General features: G+C 50.7%; 13 protein-coding genes. 9 read left to right on the forward strand and 4 right to left on the reverse strand.

Annotated features, from left to right (window positions below; translation table 11 throughout):
* Positions 1-77: 77 nt before the first annotated feature.
* Entirely contained in the window at positions 78-809 is a 732-nt protein-coding gene (locus ACXAC3_RS14730; protein ID WP_475161592.1) for an SDR family NAD(P)-dependent oxidoreductase, read from the forward strand.
* Positions 810-814: 5 nt separating this feature from the next.
* On the opposite strand, the gene ACXAC3_RS14735 is transcribed toward ACXAC3_RS14730, so the two are convergent.
* Together ACXAC3_RS14735 and ACXAC3_RS14740 are read right to left on the reverse strand one after the other, a co-directional pair.
* Positions 815-1636: a CmcJ/NvfI family oxidoreductase gene (locus ACXAC3_RS14735; protein ID WP_475161596.1), complete on the reverse strand. Its 822-nt coding sequence runs from the start codon at positions 1634-1636 to the stop codon at positions 815-817.
* 235 nt (positions 1637-1871) lie between these two features.
* Positions 1872-2642 carry an SDR family NAD(P)-dependent oxidoreductase gene (locus ACXAC3_RS14740; protein WP_475161600.1) on the reverse strand — a complete coding sequence of 257 codons (771 nt, stop codon included), beginning with the start codon at positions 2640-2642 and terminating at the stop codon, positions 1872-1874.
* A gap of 268 nt (positions 2643-2910) precedes the next feature.
* Between ACXAC3_RS14740 and ACXAC3_RS14745 the strand changes: the two genes are divergently transcribed.
* From ACXAC3_RS14745 to ACXAC3_RS14760, 4 genes are read left to right on the forward strand one after another with little or no spacing between them, the layout of a single operon-like run.
* Entirely contained in the window at positions 2911-3420 is a 510-nt protein-coding gene (locus ACXAC3_RS14745; protein ID WP_475161602.1) for a hypothetical protein, read from the forward strand.
* 24 nt (positions 3421-3444) lie between these two features.
* Positions 3445-4473, forward strand: a complete 1029-nt coding sequence (locus tag ACXAC3_RS14750) for an MBL fold metallo-hydrolase (RefSeq protein ID WP_475161605.1) — start codon at positions 3445-3447, stop codon at positions 4471-4473.
* Positions 4473-5126: a haloacid dehalogenase type II gene (locus ACXAC3_RS14755; RefSeq protein WP_475161610.1), complete on the forward strand. Its 654-nt coding sequence runs from the start codon at positions 4473-4475 to the stop codon at positions 5124-5126. The genes ACXAC3_RS14750 and ACXAC3_RS14755 overlap by 1 nt, the downstream gene beginning before the upstream one ends.
* Positions 5127-5181: 55 nt before the next feature.
* The gene (locus ACXAC3_RS14760; RefSeq protein ID WP_475161614.1) at positions 5182-6147 is read left to right on the forward strand and encodes an alpha/beta fold hydrolase; all 966 of its coding nucleotides are present in this window, start codon (positions 5182-5184) and stop codon (positions 6145-6147) included.
* Between the two features lie 252 nt (positions 6148-6399).
* Here the strand turns inward: ACXAC3_RS14760 and ACXAC3_RS14765 are convergent, their stop codons facing one another.
* Both ACXAC3_RS14765 and ACXAC3_RS14770 read right to left on the reverse strand, forming a co-directional pair.
* Complete coding sequence (locus ACXAC3_RS14765) at positions 6400-7917, reverse strand: pyridoxal-dependent decarboxylase (protein ID WP_475163441.1); 1518 nt, start codon at positions 7915-7917, stop codon at positions 6400-6402.
* Positions 7918-8297: 380 nt separating this feature from the next.
* Positions 8298-8654 carry a hypothetical protein gene (locus ACXAC3_RS14770; protein WP_475161618.1) on the reverse strand — a complete coding sequence of 119 codons (357 nt, stop codon included), beginning with the start codon at positions 8652-8654 and terminating at the stop codon, positions 8298-8300.
* Positions 8655-8915: 261 nt separating this feature from the next.
* Here ACXAC3_RS14770 and ACXAC3_RS14775 point away from each other — a divergent pair, with 261 nt between their 5' ends.
* The 4 genes from ACXAC3_RS14775 to ACXAC3_RS14790 all read left to right on the forward strand — a co-directional run bounded on the left by ACXAC3_RS14775 (position 8916) and on the right by ACXAC3_RS14790 (position 11915).
* Positions 8916-9485, forward strand: a complete 570-nt coding sequence (locus ACXAC3_RS14775; RefSeq protein WP_475161621.1) for an FMN-dependent NADH-azoreductase — start codon at positions 8916-8918, stop codon at positions 9483-9485.
* Between the two features lie 487 nt (positions 9486-9972).
* Complete coding sequence (locus ACXAC3_RS14780) at positions 9973-10680, forward strand: ATP-binding protein (protein WP_475161623.1); 708 nt, start codon at positions 9973-9975, stop codon at positions 10678-10680.
* A 549-nt stretch (positions 10681-11229) separates the two neighbouring features.
* Positions 11230-11736, forward strand: a complete 507-nt coding sequence (locus ACXAC3_RS14785; protein WP_475161627.1) for a hypothetical protein — start codon at positions 11230-11232, stop codon at positions 11734-11736.
* Complete coding sequence (locus ACXAC3_RS14790) at positions 11736-11915, forward strand: hypothetical protein (protein ID WP_475161632.1); 180 nt, start codon at positions 11736-11738, stop codon at positions 11913-11915. The genes ACXAC3_RS14785 and ACXAC3_RS14790 overlap by 1 nt, the downstream gene beginning before the upstream one ends.

The following is an 11915-nucleotide window of genomic DNA, read 5'->3' on the forward strand; positions in this document are numbered from 1 at the left end:
AGGACTCTCCCGCTCGGCAGCCTGTGGCCGAGCGGGAACTTCTTCGACTACAATCGACGCTGTGCAAGGAGGATCGTATGAATCAGAAAATCGCACTTGTCATAGGTGCAGGAGCCGAACGCGGCCTGGGTGCTGCGCTCGCACGCAAGGCGGCCGAAGAGGGTCGCAGTGTCGTGGTAGCGGCGCGCAGTCCAAACCCCATCGATGACCTGGCCCTGTCGATCCGGAACTCAGGTGGGGAAGCTGTTGGTATACCGGTCGATGTAACCGATGAAGAAGCTGTTGTCAGTCTGTTTGCTCAGGTCGACGCAATGAACAGCGAGCTTGATTTTGTCGCGTACAATGCGGGCAACGCCTTCACACACGACACGCTTTCAATTTCGGCTGAGTATTTTTCGTCGGCCTGGAAGGTGTGTTGCCTGGGCGGATTCTTGTGCGGCCGAGAAGCTGGCAAACGAATGAAACAACAACGAACTGGTAGCATTCTGTTCACAGGGGCGACCGCATCCCTCAAAGCGCGCCCGCCGTTTATGGCCTTTGCGTCAGCCAAAGCAGGTTTAAGAGCCGTCGCTGCCACATTCGCAAGAGAGCTGGGCCCCGAAGGTGTCCATGTGGCACATATGATTATTGATGGCGGTATCGATGGAGAACGTCTCAACAGTCGCAATCCGACTCTTAAAGAACGTATGGGCGCCAACGGAATGCTGGATCCTGATGCCATCGCGTCCAGCTACTGGCAGATCCATGCGCAACATCCCTCCGCTTGGACATTCGAAGCCGATCTGCGACCTTTCAAAGAAACCTTCTAATCGTCTTAGAACAAGACCAGCGCTCGGCTTTCAATGCTATGCCTCGGTTTCGAATACCGATTGGTAGCCGGCAAGTCGAACGCTGTGTGCGGTGCAATCTTTTGATTGCCCACTACGCCGCTGTCAAACGTCACGAACAAGGTTACTTCGTCCGTGCGTTGTCCCGACAAATAGATCCACAAATGGTCAGGATTGTACGCTAGCTCGAAGATCTCTCCGATGCGGTCTGGATATACGAGGTCCGTTTCTATCAGATCCGCTGGTGCGATTGTGTTTGGATCGACGAACGCAAGCGGCGCAGTTTCGACTGGGCCGTTGATTGGACGCCAAGCGTTAACGATTCCATACCTTTCAGCTTGCCAGAAATCCGCTTCGCTTTCGGTCAACAGGTCTCTGACCCTTTGTGGACCTGACCGACTGGTATAGTCTCCGTGCGCGTGTCGGACAGGTTTGCGCCCCTCGGAGTTGTTGTCATCCAAACGCATCGTGTGATCGAAGACCACAACTTTACGTGCGCCTGAATGAGATAAGATAAGTTCCTGAATTTCTTCATCATACGTAGACTGATGATCAGCGAATTCATCAAAGTTGGCTACAGAACTCTCATGCGAAACAAAAGCAAGCCCATCGCGCTTGAGGTGATATTCCTGCGTATTGCCTCGAACGTCCCTGATCGCCACATTGTACTCACGCCTCTCGAATTCGCTTCGATGCCCAACACGTCCGCCCTCATCGACTAGAATTCTTGGTTTGGTATTTCCCGGTACAATAAAATTTACCGGAACTACGAGAAGATTGGTTCCTTTGCCAGTTTCCTGCCCAGCCATCTTTGTACTCCCGACTTGGAGCCGCGTTCCGTTCCTCGATTTCTTGATTTTAGAAATAGACGCCGTTCAGAACTGCAACTTTGGCCATCCATTGCAATGCCGACAACCATTAGAAAACTCTCTAATTGCCGCGTGTAGTGGGTGATGCCGACTTCAGTTTTGAAAAACCACCCTTCGACGCCTCACAGGGCGCAGACGAAGGGTGGTAAAAATAGAACTGATGGCGAAATTGAGATCAAACCTCAGCCCAACCTCCGTCAACACTTAAGTCAATGGCGCTGACATAGGAGCTTTCATCGCTAGCCAGGTATACTGCGGCTTCGGCGATTTCCTCAGGGCGTCCCGCTCGTCCGACCGGAGACCCTTTTCCGGCCATTTCATCGAACTGGGCGAACATGCTTTCATCGACGTTAGAGTTGGCAAAAAACTGTGTTGGAACAATCCCCGGGCTCAACGAGTTTACGCGTATTCCCTGCCCGCCGAGCTCGGCCGCCATGGTGCGCGCAAACGACCTCACTGCCGCTTTACTCGCAAAATAGAGGCTGCCGCCAGGTGCACCTTTGGAGTGCACTGCGGATGCGGTGAGAATAATGGAGCCGCCTTGGCCCATCAGCGGCAACAACTTTTGGACAGTAAAGAAAACGCCTTTTACGTTCAGGTCGAATTGGTTATTATAGAGATCTTCATCCACATCTGAAATCGGTGCGAACAGACCGTTCCCAGCATTTGCGAACAACACATCAACGTGCCCAAGCCTTTCTTTTGCAGCGTTGGCTAACTCATTCAAATCAATCATTTTTGTTGAGTCCGCCACATAACCAGTCGCTGACTCGCCTAACGCGGCAACTGCGGCATCCACACGATCCTGACTTCTGCCAGTAACGAGAATTTTTGCCCCTTCTTGCACGAACCTATGAGCGGAAGCGAGCCCCAGTCCTGTCGTTCCACCGGTTACAACAGCGGTTTTGTTTGCCAAACGGCCTTCGGTTACTCGTTGTCCGTCCATTTTGAAACTCCTCAGATTTATGCGGGTCTGCAACAGACACGCTTCCTGGGGCACATAATAGTTGGCGCACGGTCGGGTTATTTCAGATTTCGTGTTTTCCAAATTGTTGCCCACTCACTGATGGCTGCGCGGGCAGCGTGTGGGCTCAAGGTGCGGGAGCAAGAATTTGAAAACCAGGGCTTCTGAAATCAATGCTCAGACTAAAGCTATACCCATATGCCAGTCGCTGAGGAAACTACTGCTGCTCAGCCGATAGTGGAGGGGTTCCATGCTGCAAAGATATGTAGGACTTGAATACAGCGACAACAGCGTTTCAACCCAAGACTGCGAGACGCGAACACCTCCAGTTCCGGAGGCATGTTCAGTTGCTTGGAACCCGGCAGCTTCTTTAGTCATCGCGGAAGTGATAACAATCGATGCTTTGACTCTCTTCGAGCATTTGGAACTCGTTGAGTTGCTTCTCCGGAAGAGTGAACCAACCCTGATCACACAGCTTAAAGCATCGTCAAAACGCGAGCGGCTGTCGCAGGTTGCTCATCGACATGGACTGACGATCAGAGAATTCAAGCTGCGTCTGACAGCGACCCTGAAAATCGCGTCCCACGTACTCAACCACAAAACCATGCCGGACATCTACGACCAACTTGAAGCTCAGGAAGCTGGTCTGAGCTACGCGACCATTCATGCCATTATCAATGTTTCGGCCATAGCCGCCACTTACCTAGAGAGTTTTACTGAGCCGACCAAAAACCCTTCCCCATCGACGACTTTTGAGTGATTTGGCCAGCAGGAGAGCTGAAAAATGAAACGACGCGATTTCTTTACTCTTCTTGGCACCACACTTGCGACACCGTACTTAGCAACGTCGTCCGCTGCCTCTCCCGGTGAAGGTGCCCAGGCCGCAAGTGCCGGGCCAATCGATATCAGCACCAGTGTCAAAGGCTTCCGTGTGGACTCATTGAGATCGCACTCCATCAACGCATATTGGGTGGTGGGTCATCGGAGTGCCCTCTGCGTTGACGCCTATTGGCGGATTCCAGAAGCGGCTGAAGCAATGAGCGCATTCGAGAGCGTGACCGGAAAATCCCGCGAAACCGTGGACGGCATCGTAATCACACACCCCCATAGTGACCACTACGGTGGATTATCCACCATGCGCGCAGCGACAAATAACGCGCCTGCTTTCACGTCGAACACAGTACATCGCGTTATTCGAAACGATGAGCATGGTTTCTACGCGAACCGCCTCGAGGACTTTCCCGAGGACATACCCGCGGAAACACCTGTCCCGGAACCGGGTTTAAGGGACGGAGTTTCCTTTACTGGCGGGGATCAGATGTTGGACGTCGCACTGCTGAGAGGAAACGAGGCAATCGAAACAGCGTTGATCTACGTTCCGAACGACAAGGTTTTGATCACAGGTGATTTCGTCAACAACAAGACCACTCCCGTTTTGTACCAAGGCGGAATTGACGCCTGGATATCACAACTCAGGAGCCTTCGAGCACGCTTCCCAAATGCGGAGACTATTGCGCCTGGACATGGTGAGCCAGGGGACTTCGACACCTTGATCGCGGAAGAAATAAGTTACCTCGAAGCATTTTCGAGCTTCGTCGAAACCGAACTTGATCGCGGTGATGGTTCGATAACAGACGATGGCACCAAACGAATTATCAAAGCGACGCGGGAGAGCTTTCCTGAGTGGCGCACCTCGGCAGGCATCCCTGACATTGATCGTTTGATCGCGCTCAACGTCGGTTGGACCTTGCAAGGGTGGCGTCTCCAAAACGCAAGCGCAGGAACACCCCAACAATTCCGGGGAGCTGACTGATGAGCAAAATACGTGTCTTTGATCTCTATGGAACCTTAATTGATCTGAACTCTGTTATAGCAGCTTACGGGCCCGTTCTTTGCCCTGGTACTGTGGAGAGACTATCCGATGTGTGGCGTGCAAAGCAGCTTGAGTTCGCCTGGGTCGCTTCACTGACGGGAACCTATGAAACCTTCTCCGAACTTACCCAACGGGCATTGAAGGTGGCCCTCGGAAGTTTGCAGGTCGAAGCTGACCAACCGTTATATTCCGGTTTGCTTGAGACCTATTCGGAAGCGCGCGCGTTTCCAGAAGTCAAAGCCACGTTGGACAAGCTCAAAGCGCAGGGTGATAGGCTTGTTGTTCTGTCAAACGGAGACGCTCCAATGCTGGCCGAAGCACTTGAGGCTTCTGGCATGCACGAGTTTTTTGATTTGATCGTTTCTGTCGATCCTGTGCGACAATTCAAACCTTCGCCGACCGCCTACGCCCATGCTGAAGATCAACTCGGATCTTCAGGAAAAAGCATTTGGTTTTACTCTTCAAATCCCTGGGACGTATACGGGGCAACTTGCTTTGGTTGGCGAACGACATGGGTCAATCGTGGCGGCAAGCAATTTGAATATCCCAGCTCACCCACGGAAGGCAGTGTCACCAGCCTTATTGCTTTGTGACGCGATCTTATCCCCCGGAACGCCCAGACCGTCCATGTTGACCCCGATTCAAACCATGAAACCCAGACTTCGGAGAAAAATGATGCCTCTTTGTAAACTTATGAGCCGTACCACGATTGCAATTGCTTTTACGTTGACGTCGAGCATTGCGCTGGCGTCTGAATCCGCTGAGACCGCTGACACGCAGTACACACAAGCTGCCGATGTAACTTACGCGTATCGGTCAATTGGTGACGCATCAGACTCGCCACCATTGATTTTGATTACACGCTACCGAGCAAATATGGATGACTGGGATCCCGCCTTCGTCAATCAATTGGCGAACGAAAGACAGGTCGTTTTCTTCAATCAAGCTGGTGTTTCATCAACTGGTGGCGCCACACCGGACACAATTGGCGGAATGGCGGAGGATGTTGCTCAATTTGTTTCTTCCCAAGGTTGGGACCAAGTGGACATACTTGGTTGGTCAATGGGAGGATTTACATCACAGGCAATCCTGTCGGATCACCCTGAGCTGGTCCGGAAGGCGATTTTGATTGGCACCGGCCCGGCCGCGTCTGATCTAACGCCGGGCCCAAAAGAAGGTGTATTCGACGTCGCCACCCGCCCATCACGCGCTGATGGAAAAACAACGTACTCGGACAAAGATCGTGAGTACTTGTTCTTTTCAGATGCTCCGGAGCACGCGAATCTTGTTGAGGCGTCGCTTTCGCGCATCGACAGCAACCGCCGCCCTGACGAACCCGTAACGACGCCGGATGTAATGGCAGCTCAGACAGCCGCCATACAAGATTTTTGGTTCAATCCTGAGAACGGGTACTTCCAATCTCTTTCTGAAATTCAACAACCGGTTTTGATCATCAACGGCGACAACGACGCATTCTTTACTGTCGCTTCACAGGAAGTGCTTTTTTCCCAAATACCGAATGCACAATTGGCGATCTTGCCCGGTGCGGGTCACGGACCTCAACATCAACACCCAGAATATGTAGCGAACCTAGTGAGTACATTCTTGGAGTGACTGAACAGTCCTTGCTCACGCAAAAAAGTAATGCAGAATGGGTTGGCCAATTGCCAACCCACCAGCACCAATTGGTGCCAAGTGATAAAACTCGGGGAATTTGCATTTGCGCCCAGCGTTCTAAGTAAACAAGAACCAAGAGTTATTGTCGACAATGGTTTCTGACCATATTGTCTTACTTTCGGCGATTGGGGCAGTCCCTGGTCCTTGCAGGAATAAGACATCGCTACGCGGCGCAGATATGTCCGAGACTTAGTTGACGCTAGACGTAGCGACTGCGGAATGGATCGCTTCAACAATGAGGTTAATGTCCACCATTGGATTGGCGGCTACTTGTCGAATCCACTTCTGCCCGTTCATTTCAGTCGTTGACGACATGCCAACCGGCAGTGTCTTGAAGACGAAATCTGTCGATTTGTGTGTTGGACGCCAAAGCAAAATGCCAGTGGTGGGCGGTTGAAAAACCACCACACCCGACATCGAAGACAGTTCTTGATATAGTAGGTTCATACGGGACATCGCGTCTTCGATTAACTTAGCCATGCCATCCTGACCAAATGTGAGCAATGTGGCCATCAATGGCACAGCTCGAGCAGACGCAGACCCAAGTAAACCAACATTTGGAACTCTCAAGTAGGCGCCCCCAAAGCTGACTGCATCAGTCGAAGCATTGACGTCACGAAACAAAACTATCGCGGATTCTTTCGGTTGGAATAACCACTTATGAGCTGAGATGGCGACAGAATTTGCATTCTCCACTCCGGACAAAACTGCCTTTAATTTACTAGACACCACCATCGGCCCTGCCCAAGCTGCGTCAACATGTACCCAAGCAGGTTCACCTGACCAAACAAGCGGATCGACTACACCTGCACTCGTTGTTCCCGCAGTCAGCACAAGAGCGCAACTCCTCAGATCTTTCGGCAGTTGCGTTACGTCCATAGCACCGGATTTATCTGATTCAACACTGACGTATTCCAATCCCAAAATGTGCGCGGCTTTCGCAATGGAAAGATGCGCACCAGTTGAAGCAAACACCCTTGTCACTCCACGTGTTTCTCTTGCTGCCCAAAGAGCTGTCAAATTGGACACAGTCGATCCTGGCGTCATATGCCCACTACTCATCCCAAATAGGGGTGCTAACCAAGATACAACGCGCTCTTCGATTTCGCGCGCAATTGGAGCTGTATCAGGATGCAACAAGTTCTGGTTCAAAGAGGCATTCCAAAGCGTCGTCGCCCAAGTAACCCAGGGTGTCGGAGGGTCCATATGATCGTATGATCCAACCGAGCCAAGTCGACGCGCTTGTCCTAGAACGATTGGCGCCAGTAAACTGAGAGTGTCGGTTTCTCCAAGGCCCCGAACTGGAAAATTTTTCGGGATTTTCAGGCTTGCATCACTATGCAACCGGTGAATATGTCCTACTGCGGACACTAGTTCCTTCACAGAAGGCTCGAAGGCGTGGGTAGCTTCCGCTTCCCGGCAGCTCGCAGATTCCAAGACATCCGTTTGGTCCGACCCAAACCAAGACTTGATCAACGGACTTACTTTCTGATGCCAATCCCTGTAATTCGGCGTTTGATAGTATTCGTCTATCGCCTTCTGAGTTTCGAATACTTCGATCAGAGTAAACTTGTGCGGTTGTGTCTGATCTTGAAAGAACTGAATGTCCAATGCACCAGGGGACTTTGCTCTTTCTGCCAAGTTAGATCGGGTTAACGACTTAAACCGAGTAGCACCATCAACATGTGTTTCAATTTTTATAAGCACAGTTATCAATGTTCAGGATCCATTCAGGTAGAAGTCTTTCTGCAATCAACTTATAAAGGTCTCACCTTTCCGCTTTTTGGTTCCGGCCAACGAACGCCGTATGACCCTTGTGCGGAAACGACACCCAGCTTCAGGACTTGTTGAAGTTCACTTAGACTGTACACGCACCGCGGAAACTCATACCCACGAAATTGACAATATGTCCCTTACAGTCTCCATAAATGTATTTGTCCCAGGTGAGCTCTAAGATAAGTACTCTGCTATTCAAATACCGCATTCGAGCAAATTGCTGTTCATTGACTAGCGTCACACCGACCACATTTCTAAAGCTGTCTTCGCAACACCTTCCGTGGCCTCCTTCGGTGACAGCGCAAGCAAGACTAGTGGAAAATTGGCACCTGCCCATCGTTTGGTGGGCGGGCATCTCCGGGGAGGACGGAGAGACGGGCAGGTGCCGAGATCAGAAGTCGTTGGCGAAACATTTCTCGCAACAAGGGCTTCTGATTAGGCGGGACGAGCAAGCAGGCTGAATTCGGTCTGTGTTTTTCATCAAATCTATCGATGCAAGCCATCCTGTCGTGCTCCGGCTTGGCCACTCCCGGCAGCACCGCTACGAAAACCAACGCTGTCGCGAGTGCAATCAATTTGAAATTTGGCCCAACTCCCGACTTACGTTTTGTTAAGGCAATGCGCTTTTGTTTGTCGGCTCGTTGGCTCTTGCTTTTTTCCCGTATCATCCAAGAGCTCCGATAGCTGCAAGTACGACTCGTTTTGTATCAAAATTCCAAAGTCGCCTATTTCAAGTCTTGGAGGTTTCGAATTCTTGCCGTCGCTCGACACCCCGCCAGAGCAAGTTTCTGAAAACCCGTGCATATGGAATAGGACCACGGCACGCGTCACTTACAAGAGTGTTTGATGAAAAGCAGGAGCGCGCCGAATGGCAGAGCGTTCGCATTTAACGCAAAACCAGGAAACGATCTCATTTGCGAGGAGACGACATGATCTTGCACCTTAACGCCAGCAGTCGCACAGAGGGTTCCGCTTCGCGGTATATGTCTCGAGGCATTGTGGAAGGATTACACCGAGAAAATGAGCCAATTCTTCATCGAGATCTATCGACGACCAGCGCGGTACTAACTGACACCGCCGTGCAAGGTATTTTCCTGAGTCCCAATTTACGTTCAGAAAGCCAAAAAGGTGCGCTTGCGTTGTCGGACCAGTTGGTTGATGAACTTGAGGCGGCTGACAGAATAGTCTTGGGCACTCCAATCTACAACTTTGGTGCACCGACAAGCCTTAAGTCTTGGGCTGATCAAGTCGCAAGAGCAGGCCGAACCTTTAGATACGAAAGCGATGGATCAATTGGCTTACTCAAAAACAAGAAAGTCTACGTAGCTGTGGCATCTGGCGGCACCGAAATTGGCAGTAATATAGATTTTTTGACGCCATGGTTAGTGCACTTCCTGAGATTTATTGGATTGAAAGAAGTCAAAATAGTTGGTGCACGTAGATCATCTCCAAGCGACACTGAGGCATTGGACACAGCTATATCAGAGGCACTCTCGTGACTTTCGGCGCATATTTATGCCTGCAAATACAATGGGCGCTTTCGTAAAAAGATGCATGATATGATATTCCTGATAATGCGTCGGCGGAATAACTGTTGGTACAGAACAAACCGGCGGGTACTTGCAACAGTGCGAAACGACGGCCTGAATTTGGATCTACAATAGTGGATCGAATTCTCTGGGTGCGTTGATGCGCTAGGAGATTGACTTGATTGATATGATCTCTTTTTTGATGCCTTTGATCACTCGAAGGCGCTTAATCCACATAGGGCACTAGAAAAGCGATCAGACAAGCTACGGCGTCACCAAATACGCAGCTTTCACCTGTTTGTTCATAAGAAATTGTTTATTGTCTCATTGCTCTCTGTCCCACGAACGCTGTCGGATTCTATTCCTTCAACCGGTTTTTTGAAATCTATCGACATCTGAAAGACTCCAGCATCGTGTAGGTTCATTCTCGAGCAAACATCGCCAGGAGTAATCAGGTATGTTTGAAGATGAACGTTGCGCGCATGCAATACACGACATTCGAAATGAGCTTACAACGTTGGGCCTGCTTGCTAGCAGCCTAAGCAACCAATCTGAAGCATCCATAGCCGGAACGGCGCAACGGATTGAAAGGATCGTTGATAGATGCTCTGAAACTTGCAAGTCAGCTTTGCCTGGCGTTTCTTCAAACGATCAGTCTCATTGTAGCTTACTTCAGGTCTGCTCGGACTTAAGCGAAGACTTCAGCGTCATGCCACGCTGGGATGTGGTCAGACTAGATGTTCGGGATTCCAATTTAAGAATTGAAGGCCACGAGCTTTACCGGCTGCTCAAAAATTTGATTTTGAACGCGATCTCAGCAACGGCAAACTGTGACAGACCAAGAGTTCAGCTCAGTAGCCGCACGTTTCAGTCAAGTGTTATCATTTCGGTTAGTGATAATGGCCCTGGTATTCCTGTCCGAAAATGGGAGGATGCCCGGCGAAAAACACCTTTCCTGGTGGATACTTCGCATGGCATTGGGCTCAGATCATGCCTAGCAATTTGTAGGCGGGCTCAAGGTTCAATGATGCTTAGCCGGGCAGACCAACAAGGTACGGAATTTGAAGTTACCTTAAGGGAATTTGAGTCATCGGCCACCAGCAATTTGGTCTCTAAAACCAGTGTTTTCCAGACAGCTGATTTCATGGGGCAATCCTGCGACTGATATTCCTAAAGAAACTAAAATCAAAGTCTTCTGTGAGCCTGGAACCGTCCAAAAAATAGATTTTGATCCGGATTACGAACCTATCCACGCCTGAACAAATCGCTCCCCGCAAACGGACTATCTAATTTGGTGGGCCTTGCACGGTCTGACTCGTTGTTCGTTCACACCCAGATATGGATACATAGAGAGGCCGCAATGGGAATCACCTACCCAATTTCGATTTGCGTGGGTAATTTGCATACCGGACACGGTCGAATGACAGCAAGTTATACAACTCAAGCTAGAAGGTTCCCGGAACTACGCGGTGAATTTCGAAGTGCAGCACACTCCGTCTTGACATAGTGACACGAACTGGTTCAGCTTCCGGTCATGACGTACACACGCATCCACTGCCATCGAATATCGGCCTGAGGTCGATAACCCACGCAAAATCCGTGGGAGGCAGCATTGGTATGCGGGCGAGGCTTATATCCTTGTAATTGCTCCAGATTAGAGTGCACGAGTTGGTTCGATTCCGACGCCTCCTACCATTCTCAGGAGGAGTCTGACATGGCGGACGACGTCACGAACGCAATTGATTTCAAAGACATCAAGCAATCGGTCGAACGGAGCCTCGGCCGCACGCCCGAAGGTTGGTCCGGCTTGGTCACGGCGGTCTTCACAGAGGTCAAAGAATTCTGCGATCTTAAAGATGCCACCTACCCCTTCATCCTCCAGATCAAAGAGAAATTCGGCGAGCTCCGCATCTACCACAGGTGTGAAGACAGACATATCCAGTCGATGATCGCTGCGACGATTGCACGAGCAAATCGTACCTGTGAACGATGCGGAAATTCTGCTGACACCCAGCTGTTGGACGGCTGGTACACGACCCTGTGCTGTTGGTGCGCGCATGATGTTGCGAGCAAACGCCATCCTGAACGGAAGAGGCTTTTTGGTGTTCGGAAAAAGCCTGTTCGGGATCGAATGACCTGCTCAATTTGTGGCTATTTCGGTCAGATTGACCGAACGGATGACCGTAATCGGTGCCCCGCGTGCGTGAAGAAGGACTGGTGATGACCGCCGGACAACAAGTGATCTTCAATAAGATTATCGAAGGCTACGATGATGAGGACTACGCCCGGAAGCTCATGAATACGGGCTCGCTGGCCACCGGTCATGTCCCGCCGATTGCCCTTTGCCAAGTCTCGAGAGGGGTCTTCCATCTCAACAAGACCAATTTCTGGAGAATGTGA

Source organism: Ruegeria sp. ABV4_181 (assembly GCF_056158465.1).